Origin of the sequence: Chryseobacterium sp. JM1 (assembly GCF_000737715.1) — a bacterium.
GTDB lineage: Bacteria > Bacteroidota > Bacteroidia > Flavobacteriales > Weeksellaceae > Chryseobacterium.
Map to the genome: position 1 here is coordinate 104,722 of NZ_JPRN01000008.1, position 16,625 is coordinate 121,346.

The 16,625-nt window shown below is 38.0% G+C and carries 18 protein-coding genes; 12 read left to right on the forward strand and 6 right to left on the reverse strand.

The genetic code is table 11. The features are described from left to right. Nucleotides 1–43: 43 nt before the first annotated feature. From gpmI to IW22_RS14545, 5 genes are all read left to right on the forward strand, one after another. Nucleotides 44–1,585 carry a 2,3-bisphosphoglycerate-independent phosphoglycerate mutase gene (gene gpmI, locus IW22_RS14525; protein ID WP_034727643.1) on the forward strand — a complete coding sequence of 514 codons (1,542 nt, stop codon included), beginning with the start codon at nt 44–46 and terminating at the stop codon, nt 1,583–1,585. A gap of 152 nt (nt 1,586–1,737) precedes the next feature. Further along, on the forward strand, nt 1,738–2,718 hold the full coding sequence (locus IW22_RS14530; RefSeq protein WP_034727646.1) for an acyl-ACP desaturase: 981 nt from the start codon (nt 1,738–1,740) through the stop codon (nt 2,716–2,718). A gap of 94 nt (nt 2,719–2,812) precedes the next feature. Continuing rightward, nucleotides 2,813–3,244 (forward strand): BT0820 family HAD-type phosphatase, encoded by a 432-nt coding sequence (locus IW22_RS14535; RefSeq protein WP_034727649.1) that lies wholly within the window; start codon nt 2,813–2,815, stop codon nt 3,242–3,244. A 347-nt stretch (nt 3,245–3,591) separates the two neighbouring features. Continuing rightward, on the forward strand, nt 3,592–4,401 hold the full coding sequence (gene map / locus IW22_RS14540; protein ID WP_034727651.1) for a type I methionyl aminopeptidase: 810 nt from the start codon (nt 3,592–3,594) through the stop codon (nt 4,399–4,401). Continuing rightward, on the forward strand, nt 4,401–5,168 hold the full coding sequence (locus IW22_RS14545; protein WP_034727654.1) for a class I SAM-dependent methyltransferase: 768 nt from the start codon (nt 4,401–4,403) through the stop codon (nt 5,166–5,168). The genes map and IW22_RS14545 overlap by 1 nt, the downstream gene beginning before the upstream one ends. Nucleotides 5,169–5,236: 68 nt before the next feature. Here IW22_RS14545 and IW22_RS14550 read toward each other — a convergent pair whose 3' ends face one another. Continuing rightward, nucleotides 5,237–5,563, reverse strand: coding sequence for a DMT family transporter (locus tag IW22_RS14550; protein ID WP_034727656.1), 327 nt, complete (start codon nt 5,561–5,563; stop codon nt 5,237–5,239). A gap of 216 nt (nt 5,564–5,779) precedes the next feature. Further along, the gene (locus IW22_RS14555) at nt 5,780–6,343 is read right to left on the reverse strand and encodes a Crp/Fnr family transcriptional regulator (RefSeq protein ID WP_034727659.1); all 564 of its coding nucleotides are present in this window, start codon (nt 6,341–6,343) and stop codon (nt 5,780–5,782) included. Nucleotides 6,344–6,565: 222 nt separating this feature from the next. Here IW22_RS14555 and era point away from each other — a divergent pair, with 222 nt between their 5' ends. Both era and IW22_RS14565 read left to right on the forward strand, forming a co-directional pair. Further along, nucleotides 6,566–7,441, forward strand: a complete 876-nt coding sequence (era, locus tag IW22_RS14560) for a GTPase Era (RefSeq protein WP_034727661.1) — start codon at nt 6,566–6,568, stop codon at nt 7,439–7,441. Nucleotides 7,442–7,507: 66 nt separating this feature from the next. Continuing rightward, entirely contained in the window at nt 7,508–7,936 is a 429-nt protein-coding gene (locus tag IW22_RS14565) for a DoxX family protein (protein ID WP_034727664.1), read from the forward strand. Between the two features lie 60 nt (nt 7,937–7,996). Here IW22_RS14565 and IW22_RS24820 read toward each other — a convergent pair whose 3' ends face one another. Beyond that, nucleotides 7,997–8,158 carry a bacteriocin-like protein gene (locus IW22_RS24820; RefSeq protein WP_410492853.1) on the reverse strand — a complete coding sequence of 54 codons (162 nt, stop codon included), beginning with the start codon at nt 8,156–8,158 and terminating at the stop codon, nt 7,997–7,999. Nucleotides 8,159–8,284: 126 nt separating this feature from the next. On the opposite strand from IW22_RS24820, the gene IW22_RS14570 reads away from it, so the two are divergent. The 3 genes from IW22_RS14570 to IW22_RS14580 all read left to right on the forward strand — a co-directional run bounded on the left by IW22_RS14570 (nt 8,285) and on the right by IW22_RS14580 (nt 11,967). Continuing rightward, on the forward strand, nt 8,285–10,687 hold the full coding sequence (locus IW22_RS14570) for an alpha/beta hydrolase family protein (protein ID WP_034727666.1): 2,403 nt from the start codon (nt 8,285–8,287) through the stop codon (nt 10,685–10,687). Between the two features lie 65 nt (nt 10,688–10,752). Continuing rightward, the gene (locus IW22_RS14575; RefSeq protein WP_131401737.1) at nt 10,753–11,466 is read left to right on the forward strand and encodes a hypothetical protein; all 714 of its coding nucleotides are present in this window, start codon (nt 10,753–10,755) and stop codon (nt 11,464–11,466) included. 51 nt (nt 11,467–11,517) lie between these two features. Further along, nucleotides 11,518–11,967, forward strand: coding sequence for a hypothetical protein (locus IW22_RS14580; RefSeq protein ID WP_034727673.1), 450 nt, complete (start codon nt 11,518–11,520; stop codon nt 11,965–11,967). Nucleotides 11,968–11,977: 10 nt separating this feature from the next. On the opposite strand, the gene IW22_RS14585 is transcribed toward IW22_RS14580, so the two are convergent. After that, nucleotides 11,978–12,667, reverse strand: a complete 690-nt coding sequence (locus IW22_RS14585) for an HAD family hydrolase (RefSeq protein ID WP_034727676.1) — start codon at nt 12,665–12,667, stop codon at nt 11,978–11,980. 77 nt (nt 12,668–12,744) lie between these two features. On the opposite strand from IW22_RS14585, the gene IW22_RS14590 reads away from it, so the two are divergent. Then, nucleotides 12,745–13,311 (forward strand): Crp/Fnr family transcriptional regulator, encoded by a 567-nt coding sequence (locus IW22_RS14590; RefSeq protein ID WP_034727679.1) that lies wholly within the window; start codon nt 12,745–12,747, stop codon nt 13,309–13,311. Nucleotides 13,312–13,532: 221 nt separating this feature from the next. Then, nucleotides 13,533–14,033, forward strand: coding sequence for a GNAT family N-acetyltransferase (locus IW22_RS14595; RefSeq protein ID WP_034727681.1), 501 nt, complete (start codon nt 13,533–13,535; stop codon nt 14,031–14,033). A 51-nt stretch (nt 14,034–14,084) separates the two neighbouring features. Here the strand turns inward: IW22_RS14595 and IW22_RS14600 are convergent, their stop codons facing one another. Together IW22_RS14600 and IW22_RS14605 are read right to left on the reverse strand one after the other, a co-directional pair. Continuing rightward, nucleotides 14,085–14,912 carry a GLPGLI family protein gene (locus IW22_RS14600; protein WP_051891249.1) on the reverse strand — a complete coding sequence of 276 codons (828 nt, stop codon included), beginning with the start codon at nt 14,910–14,912 and terminating at the stop codon, nt 14,085–14,087. 257 nt (nt 14,913–15,169) lie between these two features. Continuing rightward, nucleotides 15,170–16,528, reverse strand: coding sequence for an MATE family efflux transporter (locus IW22_RS14605; RefSeq protein WP_034727682.1), 1,359 nt, complete (start codon nt 16,526–16,528; stop codon nt 15,170–15,172). Between the last annotated feature and the right edge of the window lie 97 nt (nt 16,529–16,625).

Genomic DNA, 16,625 nt, shown 5'->3' on the forward strand with positions numbered 1-16,625 from the left:
CATAGGAAATTAGGTAAATTTGTGTAACAAAAAGTTATACGAAATGTCAAAAAAAGCAATATTAGCAATCCTTGACGGATGGGGACTGGGAACAAATCCAGAAGTTTCTGCCTTAGACAAAGCAAACACTCCATTTATAGACAGCTGTTATCAAAAATATCCACATACCACACTTGAAGCCAGCGGTCTGGCGGTAGGACTTCCCGCAGGACAGATGGGGAACTCTGAAGTAGGGCACATGAATTTGGGCGCAGGAAGAGTGGTTTATCAGAATCTTGTAAAACTGAATATGGCCGTGGAAAACGGAACACTGGGACAGCAGCAGATCATTCAGGATGCCTTTGAATACGCGAAAAAAGAAAATAAAAAACTCCACTTCATCGGATTGGTTTCTAATGGAGGGGTGCACTCACATATCAATCACTTGAAAGGTTTATTAACAGCCGCTCAGGAATTCGGACTGCATGAAAATGTTTTCGTCCATGCATTTACAGACGGAAGAGACTGTGACCCGCATTCAGGACTTGGATTTATAGAAGAACTTCAGGATCATATGGCAACCACGGTAGGTAAACTGGCAACCGTGATCGGAAGATACTACGCTATGGACCGTGATAAGAGATGGGAGCGTGTAAAACTGGCTTATGATGCCATGGTAGACGGAATCGGAGTTCAGACTACAGATGCTTTAGCTGCCATTAAATCTTCTTACGATAATAATGTGACCGATGAGTTTTTAAAACCTATTATCCTTGTTCATACTACAGAAACAGGAAATATCGTTCCGGTAGCTAAAATTATTGATGGCGATGTGGTGATCTGCTTCAATTTCCGTACAGACAGAGGTCGTGAGATTACGGAAGTTCTTACTCAGAAAGATTTTCCGGATTTCTTTATGCGTAAACTGAACCTTCATTATATTACGTTAACCAATTATGACAAAACCTACCAGAATGTTCAGGTGGTATTTGATGAAGAAGTATTAAAGGAAACAATGGGAGAAATCCTTGAAAGAAACGGCAAAACACAGATCAGAATTGCAGAAACGGAAAAATATCCTCACGTAACTTTCTTTTTCTCCGGAGGTAGAGAGGAAGAGTTCAACGGCGAAAGAAGGCTTCTTTGCCCGAGCCCGAAAGATGTTCCTACCTATGACCTTAAGCCGGAAATGTCTGCTTATGACATTACAAATATTATTGTACCCGAGCTTGAAAACGGAACAACAGATTTTGTTTGTCTGAATTTTGCCAATACCGATATGGTAGGACACACCGGAGTTTTTGAAGCCGCTGTAAAAGCTGCAGAAACTGTAGATCAATGTATTGAAAAAGTAGCAACAGCCGCTTATGAGAACGGATATGCCGTATTTATTCTGGCAGATCACGGAAATTCAGATGTGATGATCAATCCGGATGGAACGCCAAACACACAGCATTCAACGAACCTGGTGCCATTTATTGTAATGGATAAAGAGCATACCTGGAATCTGAAACCCGGAAAACTGGGGGATGTTGCTCCGACTATTTTAAAAGTAATGGGAGTGGAAATTCCGGAAATAATGACAGGTGATATTTTAGTCAGCTAAAAATTCAATAATAATGTCCCAAAAATGCCGTTATTATATAGATGGCGGCATTTTTGTATGATTTATGTCAGTCATGGTATGGGTTGCATATGTTATTATGCGGCAAATAATAAATAAATCATATCTTTGTAAATTAAAATCCATATAGTAAAATGTATCAAAAGCTTGTCAGAAAAGAAGTAATGGGAATATTGGAAAAGGAGGTGGGTTCTTTTCTCGATAAATTTTTAACGCCAATTGAGAAAATCTGGCAGCCTTCCGATTATCTTCCGGATCCGTCAAGCGCTGATTTTAAATATGATCTTGAAGAAATTCAGACGTATGCCCGTGAAATGCCTTACGATCTTTTTGTAACGTTGATTGGAGACTGTATCACAGAGGAGGCATTGCCTTCTTATGAATCATGGTTGATGGGTGTAGACGGAATAGATCAGGAAAAAAATGAAATTGGCTGGGCCAACTGGATCAGAGCATGGACCGGTGAAGAAAACAGACATGGTGACCTTTTGAGCAAATATCTTTATTTGTGTGGAAGAGTCAACATGAGAGAACTGGAAGTAACCACTCAATATTTAATTAATGACGGTTTCGATTTGGGAACAAGCATGGACCCTTACAGAAACTTCGTTTATACGAGTTTTCAGGAAACGGCAACCAATATCTCTCACAGAAGAGTAGGAACGTTGGCTAAACAGTCCGGAAACGGAAAACTGGCGAAAATGTGTGGGGTAATTGCTGCAGACGAAGCAAGACATGCAAAAGCCTACAAACATTTCGTTACCAAAATTTTAGAAATAGATCCTTCGGAAATGATTCTTGCATTTGAAGATATGATGCGTAAAAAGATCGTAATGCCGGCTCACATGATGAGACAGTCTGGTCAGAAAGCAGGAGAGCTTTGGGGACATTTCTCAGATGCAGCACAGAGATGTATGGTGTATACAGGAAATGACTACATCAATATCCTATCAGACCTTCTAGATGAATGGAAGATTGAGCATGTAAAAGGACTTACTGAAAAAGCTGAAAAAGCACAGGAATATCTGATGAAACTTCCAGGAAGACTTCAGAAAATTACAGACAGAATTTCAACTCCGGATCTTCAGTTCCAGTTTAAATGGGTGAAAAGCTAATTCCGGATTATCATTAAATTATAAAACTTAAGAGTGCCATCGTTTTCGGCACTCTTTTTATTTCTTATCTTTGCAAAGCTAAAAAAGGTACAAAATGTTAAATAATAAAAAAATTGCTGTTGATTTTGATGGTACCATCGTGGATGACGCATATCCGGCAATTGGAAAAACAAAAACTTTCGCTTTCGAAACCTTAAAAAGACTTCAGGCAGAAGGGTACAGACTAATCCTTTGGACCTACAGACACGGAAAAACGTTAGATGAAGCCGTAGAATTCTGCCAAAAAAATGGAATTGAGTTTTATGCGGTGAACTCAAGCTTTGAAGGTGAAGTTTTCGATTCTGAAAATCAATCAAGAAAATTAGATGCAGACTGGTTCATTGATGACAGAAACTTAGGAGGATTTCCAGGCTGGGGCGAAATTTATAATATCATCCAGGACAGAATAGAATTCCGTGTAGAAGGAAAAGAAGTGCTGGCTTATTCAAAACTTAAAAAAGAAAAGAAAAAAGGACTTTTCTGGTAGGTTTTATAATGTAACAATTTAATAATGTAACAATATAGCAATGTAATAATGTAACAATAATCTGTTGGTCACATTGTTACACTGGTACATTCATACATTGGTAAATTAATACAGAAACAATTTAATAATGTAACAATATAGCAATGTAATAATGTAACAATAATCTGTTAGTGAGATTGTTACACTGGTACATTCATACATTGGTAAATTAATACAGAAACAATTTAATAATGTAACAATATAGCAATGTAATAATGTAACAATAATCTGTTAGTGAGATTGTTACACTGGTACATTCATACATTGGTAAATTAATACAGAAACAATTTAATAATGTAACAATATGAATGATTCAATTAAAAACAATAGAGGAATTACGCCTCATGAAGGAGAGTGCGCACCTGGTTTCAAAAACACTGGGAATGCTTGCTAAAGAAATAAAACCGGGAATCAATACTTTGTATCTTGATAAGCTGGCTCATGATTTTATCAAAGATCACGGAGCTGAACCTGCTTTCTTAGGATATGGCGGTTTCCCGAATTCTTTGTGTATTTCTCCCAATGATCAGGTAGTTCACGGTTTTCCCAACAATGATATTATCCAGGAAGGAGATGTTCTTTCCGTAGACTGCGGAGTTATCCTGAACGGTTTCGTAGGAGATCATGCCTATACCTTTGAGATCGGGGAAGTGAAACCTGAAGTTAAAAAATTATTGCAGGTAACCAAAGAATCCCTTTACAAAGGTATCGCGCAGTGTATGAGAGGAAAAAGAATCGGAGATATCTCCCATGCAATCCAGTCACACTGTGAAAAAGAAGGTTATGGCGTAGTGAAAGAGCTTGTAGGACACGGTCTTGGAAGAAAGATGCACGAAGATCCACAGGTTCCGAATTACGGAAGACAGGGAAGCGGAAAAGTCATCAAAGACGGTCTTGCCATCGCAATTGAGCCCATGGTGAATCTTGGAACAGAAAAAGTGAAATTCCATAACGACGGCTGGACAGTAACGACTCTTGATAATCTGCCTTCTGCACACTTTGAGCATGATGTAGCGGTAATCAATGGTAAGCCGGTACTGCTTTCCACATTCAAATACGTTTACGAAGCTCTAGGAATCGTAAGTGATGAAGAGAAGCCATTCCAATTGGATTTTTAATGAAAAAAGTAACCAAACTTTTACTGAATAAAATACCCCGTCCGATGCTTATTAAAATGAGTATCTGGGCGAGACCTCTTATCTATCAGTTTTTCAAAGGTGATAATTTTTTTGATCCTATTGATGGAAAATCTTACCGGAAATTTCTTCCGTACGGTTATGGAAAACAGCGTGAAAATGCTTTATCTCCGGGAACCCTAAGTTTGGAGAGACACCGCCAGATGTGGCTGTATCTTCAGAATGATACTGATTTTTTTATTAAGAATGCCAAGGTTCTGCATATTGCTCCCGAGCAGGAGTTTCTGAGGAAATTTAAGATGATGAAAAATCTGGATTATATTTCTGCAGATCTTTATTCCCCTATTGTAGACGTGAAAGCGGATATCCTTGATTTACCGTTCGCTGATGAAAGCTTTGATGTTGTTTTCTGCAACCATGTCTTGGAGCATATAGAAGATGATGCTAAAGCCATAAGCGAACTTTACAGGGTGATGAGGCCGGGAGGTTGGGGGATTTTTCAGGTTCCGATGAGGAATTCTCTGGAGAAAACCTATGAAGATTTCACCATTAAAGATCCTAAAGAACGTCAGAAGCATTTCGGCCAGTATGACCACGTCCGCTGGTATGGAATGGATTATTTTGATCGGTTGAGGAAAGCCGGTTTTGAAACCGAACCGAACTTCTATTCACAGAATTTTTCAGAAGAAGAAATCAAAAAATACGGGCTGAGACACAATGAAATCTTACCTGTTGTTTTCAAGAAATAAAACAATATCCCCGTCTTCATATTCGAAGACGGGGATATTTAATATAGATAGAAGTCGTTGAGTCGGTCTTAGTGAGAAACAGATTTCAATCCTACAACAGAACCGATTAAGGTCATGATGAAAAATACTCTCCAAAAGCTTACAGGATCCTTAAAAAAGAAAATTCCCATCAGGGCAGTTCCTACCGCACCTATTCCCGTCCAAACCGCATAAGCTGTTCCGATAGGCAGTGTTTGGGTAGCTTTGATCAGCAATACCATACTGATCGTCATGGTTACCAGAAATCCGGCGTACCAGTAATACATCTCAGATCCGGAGCTTTCTTTGGCTTTTCCCAGGCATGACGCAAAGGCCACCTCAAATATTCCGGCGATGATTAAAATAATCCAATTCATTTTTTTTGATTTTCTCTCCTGCTAATTTCCGCATTTGAAAGGAGAAAAGATTTTACATTTGTTAAAAAAAGATTTATTTGTCAGGAAACCAGAAGACCGAAGTTATTCCATCCGAAAGATCAACTGCAGTGCAAAATGTATTTATTTTTAAGGAAGCTGTTAAAAATGAATGACTACCAGTAACTTCCAGCCTCCCTCTTCCAGCTTCCAGCCTTTCTATTTAATCTCCGCACGAATTCTACTCAAACTTACCTGTGTAATTCCAAGATAAGAAGCAATATGGCCCAGCTGAACTCTTTTCAAAAGATCCGTTTTGTGGGTCATCAGATCTTTATAACGTTCCAGGGATGTTTTAAACTGTCTTGAAATAATGAGTTCTTCCGTTTTCACCAATTCTTTTTCTGCAAATTTTCGTCCCCAGTTGGCAATATGAATATCCTCGTTGAAGAGTTTTCGCAGGCTTTCCGTTTCCAGAATGTATAAATCGCAGTCTTCGAGAAGTTCAATGCTCTCGTAGCCCGGTTTATCTTCCACATAGCTTTTCATGGAGACGATGGTTTCCCCTTCGCTCCCGAACCAGAACGTAATGTCATTGTCGGCAGTAGAAGCATAGGCACGCACAATCCCTTTTCTGATAAAATAGATATGAGGAATGATCTTATCCGCTTCCATAAGGCAGAACGATTTGGGATGTGATACTTCCGTGATATGCTTTTTCAGAGAGGCTTTGGAGGCTTCCGGAAGTACATCAATGCGGTCAAGGATCTGGTCTATATCCATAAAGTGAATTATAAGGTCAAAAGTATTGGTTTTAGGAGATGTAATACAACTGAATTGTATTCAATTTCTAAATTAGTAGATAAATATAGGAATGAATCCTCCAAATTAATAGCATCCGCGGATTTTTTAATGAGATTGGGCTTTTTTCTTTTTTAAAAAGCGACTTATACCGTGAAGACCAGTTTTGTTTTTACTAACTTTGCAGTTCGTAATATTATTTATATGCATAAAGCTGGATTTGTAAACATAGTCGGAAAGCCTAATGCCGGAAAATCTACCTTATTAAATCAGTTAATGGGAGAGAAACTGGCGATAGTAACGCAGAAGGCTCAGACAACCCGCCACAGAATTTTTGGAATTTATAATGAAGAGGACCTGCAAATCGTATTTTCAGATACTCCCGGAGTTTTAGACGCGAAGTATGGTCTTCAGGAGAAAATGATGGATTTTGTAAAGGATTCTTTACAGGATGCCGATGTATTTTTATTCATTGTAGACGTCACTGACAAAGCTGAACCTTCAGAATTTTTAATTGATAAACTGAACAAGATCCCGGTTCCGGTATTGCTTCTGCTGAATAAAGTAGATCAGACCAACCAGGAAGGACTTGAAAAACTGGTAGAAGAATGGCACAACAGGATTCCAAAAGCTGAGATCCTTCCTATTTCTGCCCTGAATGCTTTCAATACGGATATCATTCTGCCGAAATTAAGATCTCTGCTTCCGGAGAACCCTCCTTATTATGACAAGGAACAGTACACCGATAAGCCTGAAAGATTTTTCGTAAACGAGGCGATCCGTGAAAAAATTCTTTTAAACTATGAGAAAGAAATTCCTTATTCTGTAGAGGTGGTAACCGAGCAGTTTAAAGAAAAAGAAGGAATTATTTTCATTGATTCTATTATCTATGTGGAAAGAGATACCCAAAAAGGAATTATCATCGGACACAAAGGAGAGGCCATCAAAAAAGTAGGAACTGAAGCCAGGCTGGATCTGGAAAAATTCTTTTCCAAGAAAATACATTTGAATCTTTTTGTGAAAGTGAAAAAAGACTGGCGTAAAAACGACAGGGATCTGAAAAATTTCGGGTACAGATAAACTAAAAACGCTTGCGATTCCGTTCTATTAAAAGATTTTTATTACCTTAGTCTAAATTTTTAGTAAATGAACTATTTCAAGTCAAATTCCAGCTCAGTACCTAAAGATATTATTTTATTCGTTGTGAGAGTGTTTGTAGGTTTTGCTATGCTTTCTCACGGTTTTCCTAAGCTTCAGATGCTTCTGGAAGGCGGTAAAATAGAATTTTATGACTTTTTAGGATTAGGTCCTTTGGTGACTCTGGTTCTTACGGTCATTGCTGAATTTGCCTGTTCAATACTCCTTATATTAGGACTTTTTACAAGAATTTCTTTAGGTTTTCTGATCTTTACAATGGTTATAGCTGCTTTTATGGTTCATGGAGCAGATCCTTTTGAGAAAAGAGAAATGAGTCTTATTTATCTGTCCGTTTATCTTCTCCTGATGGCGTTCGGCGCCGGAAAAGTATCGGTGGATCATATGATAGAAAAAAGAAGAAGAGCTTCAGACTGGTAAAACGGTCTTTACAATACAAAAGAAAGAGCATTAGACAGCTAATGCTCTTTTTTGTTTTTATTAAGGTTTACATGGCAGTGAAGACCAAACACAGGTCCATTTAATGATGTCATTTTCATCTATTCCAGCCACGCATGGCCTGTATCCTGTAGGACATGAAGGTACTTGCCCTCCAATAATTGTTTTTAAATCTCCTTTAGATAATTTCTTTAGATTGTTCATAGTAAGTATTTTGATTATTTGATGTTGCTAATATAAAATTATTTAATTATATCACAATTTCATGTATTAAAATTAACTGTTTTAGTTATATTCCAAAAATCACTACATTCGTAGAAATGAATTTATATGAAGATAAAACTGACTATTTGCCTTCTGGCATTTCTCAATTTCTATGATGCACAGGAGAGTATTACCTACCAAAAACCTTCTGCCGAGATTCTGAAACTGGCAGATTACGAAAGACCCCCAAGCGTTCTGATGAACAGCAAAAAAGACTGGGTGGTTTTCACGTACCGTCCAACTTATAAAACACTGGAAGATCTTAACCAGCAGGAAATGAAACTTGCGGGGTTAAGAATCAATCCGGTCACCAATATTTCGAGCAGTGCTACCTATTCGAATAATCTGAAGATCAGAAAGATAAATGATAAAAACGAAGTTCAGGTGAGCAACCTGCCTGCCAATGCCAAAATTACGTATACTTCATTTTCACCGGACGAAAAGAAACTGGCCTTTACCAATACCACTGCGAAAGGAGTAGAGCTTTGGATCGTAGATATGGAAACGGCCACCGCTAAAAAATTGACGTCTGATAATCTGAATGCCAACTTGGGATCTCCTTACGTTTGGTACAATGATTCTCAGAGCATCCTGATCAGAACGCTTCCTCAGAACAGACCAGCGCTGATAGATGCCAGCAAAGACCTTCCTACGGGACCTATTGTGTCTACGGCAGATGGTAAAGTTTCTCAAAACAGAACGTATCAGGATCTCTTGAAAAATCCTCAGGATGAAAAGAACTTTGAGGTTCTTACAGCTTCTGAAATTTATAACGTAGACCTTAGTGGAAACCTAAAAAAAGTGAAAGATCAGGATATGTATTCCGGTTTAAGCTTTTCTCCTGACGGAAATTACTTAATGACTACGGTCATTAAAAAACCGTTCTCATATATTGTTCCGTTAAGCAGATTCCCATTGACAGCTACCGTTTATGATATGAAAGGAAATGCTGTAAAAGTAGTAAACGACGTTCCATTGAATGAAATCATGCCGAAAGGATTTTCGTCTGTAAGAGAAGGGAAAAGAAGCATGGGCTGGAGAAGTGATGTACCGGCAACCTTATTATATGCTCAGGCATTGGATGGAGGTGACCAGTCTAAACCTGCTGAATATAGAGATGAAATCTTTACGTGGGAAGCACCGTTTGCTGCCGCTCCAAAATCATTCTTTAAGACAAAACAGAGATATGAAGGCGTAAGCTGGACCAATGATCACTATGCCGTAGTTTCTGAAGGCTGGTATGACACAAGGAATACAAAATCTTACCTTGTAGATCTTAATAATGGCGAGTCTAAAGTTTTTGATGACAGAAATTATCAGGATGTTTACAGTGATCCGGGGAATTTTAATACGACGAAAAACCAGTATGGAAGGTATGTCATTGATATGAAAGGAGGAAAGACCTACCTGATCGGGGACGGATTTACCAAAGACGGACAGCATCCTTTCATCGACGAAATGGACGTGAAATCGCTTAAAAAGAAAAGACTCTACACTTCCAACGTAAAGAATGGTAAAGAAGAAATCATTGATATTCTTAATGTGTCTAAAGGTGAAATCTTAACGACTCAACAGTCGCCAAGCCTTTACCCGAACTATTTTAAAAAGAATATTAAATCGAATAAAGCAGAAGCCGTAACTCAATTTGCAAATCCTTTTGAAAGTATTAAAGATGTTTACAAAGAAGTGATCACATACAAAAGAAATGATGGAGTTACTTTGACAGGAACCCTTTATCTACCTGCCAATTACGATAGAAAAGCTAAGAAAGAAAAACTTCCTTTACTGATCTGGGCTTACCCGACAGAATATAAAGATAAAAATACAGCAGGTCAGAATACCCAGAATCCGAATGACTTTACGTTCCCATACTACGGATCTTTCGTATACTGGACCACGAAAGGTTATGCAGTACTGGATGACGCTGCATTCCCGATCATCGGGGAAGGAAAAACAGAACCGAATGATACTTTCATTCCACAGTTGGTAGCCAACGCTGAAGCGGCGATCAATGCGGTGGATCAGTTAGGATATATTGACAAGAAAAAAGTAGCTGTTGGAGGACATTCTTATGGTGCTTTTATGACGGCTAACTTATTGACTCATTCCAAGCTTTTTGCGTGTGGTATTGCAAGAAGTGGAGCCTACAACAGAACGCTGACTCCATTTGGTTTCCAGAGCGAGCAGAGAAATTACTGGGATATTCCGGAGATCTATAACACGATGTCTCCGTTCATGAATGCAGACAAAATGAAAACACCAATGCTTTTGGTTCATGGTGATGCGGATAATAATCCGGGAACTTTCACTCTGCAGACGGAAAGATATTTCCAGGCTCTGAAAAACTTGGGAGCTCCTGTGAAAATGGTTCTTCTTCCAAAAGAAGCCCACGGTTATGTGGCTAAAGAAAATATTCTACACCTTTTATGGGAACAGGATCAGTTCCTTGAGAAGTGTTTGAAGAAATAAAATATTTTGAGAGAAAGCCCGTTCATGATTGGAACGGGCTTTTTAATTCCTTTTCTATACTAACCATGATGAAAATAACCTCTCTATTATTTTTGATTCCTGCTTTTGGTTTTGGGCAATTATCTCCTGAAATCAAGCAATTGTATGACGAATTATCAAAGAGTAAACGTGTTGAATCTGCTGCTATTGGGTATGGAGGATCTGAAAGCGAAGTCTATAAATTGTTTAAAGAGATCGATAAAAAAGCCTCTGATCAAGAAGTGGAATATATTGCTTTTAATGGAAATCCTGTAGCTAAAGCGTATGGTTCATATGCTGTTTTCAATAGAAAGCTTAAGACATTAAGCCAGCTGTTTGATTCTTATCTGAAAAATAATGAACCCATTACTATTATTCAGGGTTGTGTAGGATCGAACTCACATTTAGCGGATGAACTTTACAAGATGGTCTTTTTGGAAAAAGATAATATAAAAGCTACAGAGGTTTACAGGAAGCATAAAGCCAGTATTAAAACTAAGCATGAGCTTTTAAATTTCATTCAGCTATTTGGTACTAAGGAATCAAAATGGACAATGAAGGAGATTGATTCCGTTTTAGTAAAATTTGACAGGATAGTACTTGATAATCCGTCTTCATCACAGAATTTGGTAGAACTGATTACTGAGTCATATTTTTTCATAAAAAGAAAACATCCGGAATATCATGATAAACTGGCTTACTTTGAAAAAAAGTATAATTCTGAAGAGATAAAGAAATATTTGAAGTTTAGCGGTAAATAATCTGATGAAAAATAATCCTATAATTTTTAATTTCCCACAATAATTTTTATCATGCCAATAGTTAGACGTTTTGAACAAAAAAAAGCAACATTAGAGGAGTTTTACAAAGAGTTTATCCCAAAACCTGAAGATCAAATAGGAGATGGTGGAACACCAATGCTGGAAGTTATGGAGTCCATCAATAGCATGTTTAAGGAAACTGTTTTGTATGGATTAACTTCTCATGCATCATTACTTTTATTTAATAATGATCATAAGGATTCAGATTATTATATAGTGATTAATGCATTTAGGTCCAATTATTACGGTGAATACAGGATCGAATATGTGATTCCCGGAAACGACAGTCCCTGGAAAGGAGCAACGGTAAATGGCGCTTCCCGAACATTAGCTGAATTTGAAAAAATGATTATTATCTCAATGTATAAATCCGGAGGATGGAAAAATAATATTGAAGTAGAAAACCTGTACCAAAAAGTAAAACAAAACCCGCTCATTTGAGCAGGCATTTTTATAAGTACTTCAACACTTCATCAATACTCTTCAGCTCCATAAAATGCTCATGCTCCAGATGGTGTTCATGCTGTTCATGGCTCCAAGTCACATGATAAGGAATATGTGCTGCAAAACCTCCGATTTCCAGGACGGGCAGAATGTCTGATTTGATAGAATTTCCAAGCATCAGGAAGTGTTCAGGTTGACAATCCAGATGTTTCAACAGCTTTTGATAATCACTTTTCTTCTTGTCACTCATAATTTCAATATGGTGAAAATATTCCTGCAGTCCTGAATTTTTTAGCTTTCGTTCCTGATCCAGCAGATCTCCTTTTGTGGCGACTACCAGCCTGAACTTTCCTTTTAATGCATCCAATGTTTCAGTAACATCATCCAACAATTCTATGGGTTTCTGAAGAAGTTCCTGACCGATTTCAATAGTCCGGTTGATCAACTGCATCGATGCGGTACCACCGGAAACCCTGCTCACCGTTTCAATCATACAGAGCATAAAACCTTTGACACCGTAACCATACAGATGAAGGTTCTGCATTTCGGTTTTAAATAATTCCTGAGATACGGAATGCTGTGGCAGATAATCTTCGAGCAGCACACAGAATTCCTTTTCTGCTTCCTGAAAATAAGGTTCATTGATCCAAAGGGTGTCATCTGCGTCAAAGGCGATGGTCGTTATGTGATTATTCATTTTACTTTTGTATTTTTCTCCCGACAAAATTCAGTATAAAAATTCAATTAGAAAAGGACATTTGTCCCGGATAAGATATGCTAAGGACCAACCAGTTGTTTTTAAACTATGTAGAAGACCTTTACGAAAAGCAGGAACGTAAAGAAGATATCATCATAAGACCTTTTTCCAAAGGGGAAAGAATATTGACCCAGAATGAAAATCCTTCAAAAATAATGCTCATTAAAGAAGGTATTACGAAATGTTTTTTAGTTGAAGACAACGACAAAGAATATATTATTGAATTTCTGGGAAAAGGAGAGATCATCGGCGAAATAGAACAGATCCGTAATATTCCCTGTCTCTGTAGCATTGAAGCAGTAACCGATGTCATCGTTTATGCTATCGCTATACCGTATTTCAAAACTTTAGTCAAAAGTGATCTTTCGTTTAACAATCTCCTATTGGATGTTTTTGCTGAACGAATTGTTAATACTTCCAAAAGAGCTTCATACCAACAATTATATGCAGCTGAGCACACTTTAGCACAACTTCTTGAATTACAGAAACAGGAGGGAATTGAGATCTCAAAGGAAGATATGGCGGCTTACCTGGGAATTACGGTGAGAAGTCTGAACAGGACACTGAAGAATTTGGGTCAATAAAGTAAGGAAGATGGAGGATGGGAGTTGTTGAGTACGAAAACACAGCTAGTAATGTTTTTACTTTACTAAATTTAACCCGGTTGTTTAAATGAAAGCCGAACAGTAGCCTCCATCCTCCCTCTTCCAACTTCCATCCCAACATTAGTTGCAATTATTGATTGAATCTCTACTCTTAAAAGTTTTTTACTTCTTATTTTTGTAGGGAAAAAGCCGAACCTATAATGCAAGACTTACAATTCAGAAATGCTGATCTGAAAGATTTAGAAAAGATTGTTGAGATCTACAATTCTACCATTCCTTCAAGACTGGTGACGGCAGATACTGAAAATGTGTCTGTAGAAAGCAGAAAAGAATGGTTTGGAGAACACAATCCTGAAACAAGACCGCTTTGGATTATTGAAAATGATCATGAAACAGTTGGATGGGTAAGCTTTTCTTCATTTTATGGAAGACCTGCGTACAATGGAACGGTTGAAATGAGTATCTATCTGGACGAATCCTGCAGAGGAAAAGGCTTTGGGAAAAAAGTGATGGAATACTGCATTGACCGGGCACCCGGCTTAGGAATAAAAACACTTCTCGGATTTATCTTTTCTCATAATGAAGCCAGTATGAAACTTTTCAGACATTTCGGGTTTCAAGAATGGGGTATGTTTCCAGATGTAGCGGTTCTGGACGGGATAGAAAGGAGTTTGACGATTTTAGGGAAAAGAGTTGGGTGATTGATATAAATTGAATTCGGCGAAGTCGAAGACTTCGCCGAATTCAATTTATTATTTCGTTTTAAAAGAAGGCTCCTTATCCCTTTCAATGTAAATGTAGCGGCTTTTTATCCCGTTTTGAAGCATTGCTCTTTTGCTGTTGAGCTCTTCAATAGTTTCTATACTTTCGTTCTTAAAAGAGGTTTTCTGGCCGTTTTTTATGCTTTCTGCTAACGTCCTTGTTGGGTTTTCGTAAAACTCTTCGATGTACTTGTTGAATTTCTCGTTAGAAATAGGAAGAGCCGGTTTACCGTAATGGGTTTCTACGAATTCTCTGGTATCATATTCGGTGTCCAGTTTTTTATTGCTGATCAGTTTATAGATGAAATTTTTATCCGTGTCTTCCAAAATAAAGATCAGGCCCGGAAGTCCTCTGAATTTATACGGACCCTCTTTAATGTTTACTTCATTGCAAAACCATGCATTCCATGTTCTTCCTCCGAAATCGGTCGTTGCTTTCTGAAGCTTATAGCCGTTGTATTGCTGGGTTTCCTGAAGCAGTTTCCAGTTCATTTCATCATTGGTATTCACTACGAAATACTCGAAGAAGTCTCTGTACCATTTGTTTTTAAATGAATTGGGTGCTCTTTCAACAACTTGATCGGTTTTTGTACTGTATCTCGAAACAGCGGTATTTGCCTTTTTATTGATGGAATCATAGTCTGCAAATTTTTTATCATAAAACTTGACAGATTTCGGACTGATATCAAGATTCATAAGATTGTGTCTGTACTCTTCAGAACCGTCTTTCCTGTACTGAAGTTCATAAATAAATCTGTTGGTTTGCGACTGATAGAATGAACCTGAATACAAAGCGAGCAGGCATATAATTTTTTTCATGGTTTTTACTGATTCTGTTTAATTGAGGGACCAAAAATAAAAAAAGCTGCGCGAAGTCTTCGACTTCGCGCAGCTTTTTTAGCAAATTTTTTATGATTAGAAACATCGAATCGGGAATAGAGCAGTGTGTTCAACTTCAGGAACAGTTACAGCCCGGTTTTAATAGAACGTTAATTGTTCATCTATTTTCATCAGACTATCAGGAATAAAAAAGCCCAATAGTAGCTTCCAACCTCCCTCTTCCAGCTTCCAACTCCTTAATTCTGCTTAATTCTTTTCGCAGACATATTGAGAAATCGTTTCACCAGGAAAACCGCAGAAACAGTAAGTCCCAATCCTAAAGCGATCCACATTCCGAAAGCACCCATTTTTAAAGTGACACAAAGGAAATATCCTAAAGGAATCGTAATCACCCAGTACGCGATAAAAGTATAGATGGATGGTATTTTTACATCCTGAAGACCTCTCAGCATTCCTAAAGCCGTCACCTGAATTCCGTCTGAAAGTTGGAATAAGGCAGCGATAATCATTAGTTTTGAAGCCAGCATAATCACTTCAACTTCCTCTTTTTTAGTAAAGAAAGTCGGAAGGATATTTTTTCCCAGAACAAAGAACAATCCGCAGATACACATGAAAATAAAAGAAATCTTCAGGTTGTTGATCCCGACTTTTCTTAATTCAACGAAATTCTGTTCACCAAGCTTCCTTCCGATCATGACTGTTGAGGCCACACTGAATCCTACACAAAGGTTAAAGGTGAATGAAGCCATACTCAAGGCAATCTGGTGAGAGGCAATATCGTGAGCTGAAATCAGTCCGCAGATAAACGCAGCACCTGCGAAAGCCGTTACTTCAAAGAACATCTGTAAAGCCGTAGGCAGACCCAGTTTCACCATTTTATCGAACATATTTTTGGAGAACACCTGAATTTTTAAAGAAAAGTCTTTAATATATCTTCTTGTTTTTTTCTCTTTCACCAACACGACATACAGGAATACAACCATGAATATTCTGGAAATCAATGTTGCTAAAGCTGAACCTTTTACCCCCATCTCAGGGAAGATCCAGATTCCTTTGATCAGAACATAGTTCAGGACAATATTGATGATATTCGCAATGATCGTTGCCTTAGTTACGCCTATGGTATAGGAAAGTCCTTCAGACACCTCACGAAGTGTCTGAAATGCCATAAAAGGAATCATACTGATCGCCATAATGCCCAGGAAATCTACCGTATTGGGAATGATCTTCGCCGGCTGCCCGGAATGATAGAGTAGTGGCATGCCTAAAAGCAAGACTGCCATTAAAATAATTCCTACAGACATATTGATCACAAATCCGTGACTGAATACAGAATTAATAGTTCCGTGGTCCTGCTTGGAGTGTGCTTCAGAAACCAGCGGAGGAATAGCAAATGAAAATCCCAGTGCCAATACAAACACAGAGAAAAACACAGCGTTTCCCAGTGAAACAGAAGCAAGGGCATCTGCACCTAAAAGTTTTCCGACAATAATATTGTCGAACAAATTCACCGAGACCTGCCCTACCTGCGTAAGCATTACAGGTAGAGCCAGAGTCAGGCATTCTTTCGTGTAGTTTTTGTTTAAAAAGCTCATAATATTTTATGATTCATATATAGTTTAATATTTAAAAATAGGGCAAAAAAAAATTTGCAGTAAGGCTACTGCAAATTGTTATAATATATTTAATGTT

Excerpts from the sequence above, each read along its gene's own strand:
- IW22_RS14535 (WP_034727649.1), top strand. The coding sequence starts at position 2,813 with ATGTTAAATAATAAAAAAATTGCTGTTGATTTTGATGGTACCATCGTG.
- IW22_RS14545 (WP_034727654.1), top strand. The coding sequence starts at position 4,401 with ATGAAAAAAGTAACCAAACTTTTACTGAATAAAATACCCCGTCCGATG.
- IW22_RS24820 (WP_410492853.1), bottom strand. The coding sequence starts at position 8,158 with ATGAACAATCTAAAGAAATTATCTAAAGGAGATTTAAAAACAATTATT.
- IW22_RS14600 (WP_051891249.1), bottom strand. The coding sequence starts at position 14,912 with ATGAAAAAAATTATATGCCTGCTCGCTTTGTATTCAGGTTCATTCTAT.
- IW22_RS14580 (WP_034727673.1), top strand. The coding sequence starts at position 11,518 with ATGCCAATAGTTAGACGTTTTGAACAAAAAAAAGCAACATTAGAGGAG.
- IW22_RS14595 (WP_034727681.1), top strand. The coding sequence starts at position 13,533 with ATGCAAGACTTACAATTCAGAAATGCTGATCTGAAAGATTTAGAAAAG.
- IW22_RS14585 (WP_034727676.1), bottom strand. The coding sequence starts at position 12,667 with ATGAATAATCACATAACGACCATCGCCTTTGACGCAGATGACACCCTT.
- IW22_RS14565 (WP_034727664.1), top strand. The coding sequence starts at position 7,508 with ATGAACTATTTCAAGTCAAATTCCAGCTCAGTACCTAAAGATATTATT.
- IW22_RS14555 (WP_034727659.1), bottom strand. The coding sequence starts at position 6,343 with ATGGATATAGACCAGATCCTTGACCGCATTGATGTACTTCCGGAAGCC.
- IW22_RS14530 (WP_034727646.1), top strand. The coding sequence starts at position 1,738 with ATGTATCAAAAGCTTGTCAGAAAAGAAGTAATGGGAATATTGGAAAAG.
- era (WP_034727661.1), top strand. The coding sequence starts at position 6,566 with ATGCATAAAGCTGGATTTGTAAACATAGTCGGAAAGCCTAATGCCGGA.
- IW22_RS14605 (WP_034727682.1), bottom strand. The coding sequence starts at position 16,528 with ATGAGCTTTTTAAACAAAAACTACACGAAAGAATGCCTGACTCTGGCT.
- IW22_RS14570 (WP_034727666.1), top strand. The coding sequence starts at position 8,285 with ATGAAGATAAAACTGACTATTTGCCTTCTGGCATTTCTCAATTTCTAT.
- gpmI (WP_034727643.1), top strand. The coding sequence starts at position 44 with ATGTCAAAAAAAGCAATATTAGCAATCCTTGACGGATGGGGACTGGGA.
- map (WP_034727651.1), top strand. The coding sequence starts at position 3,592 with ATGATTCAATTAAAAACAATAGAGGAATTACGCCTCATGAAGGAGAGT.
- IW22_RS14590 (WP_034727679.1), top strand. The coding sequence starts at position 12,745 with ATGCTAAGGACCAACCAGTTGTTTTTAAACTATGTAGAAGACCTTTAC.
- IW22_RS14575 (WP_131401737.1), top strand. The coding sequence starts at position 10,753 with ATGATGAAAATAACCTCTCTATTATTTTTGATTCCTGCTTTTGGTTTT.
- IW22_RS14550 (WP_034727656.1), bottom strand. The coding sequence starts at position 5,563 with ATGAATTGGATTATTTTAATCATCGCCGGAATATTTGAGGTGGCCTTT.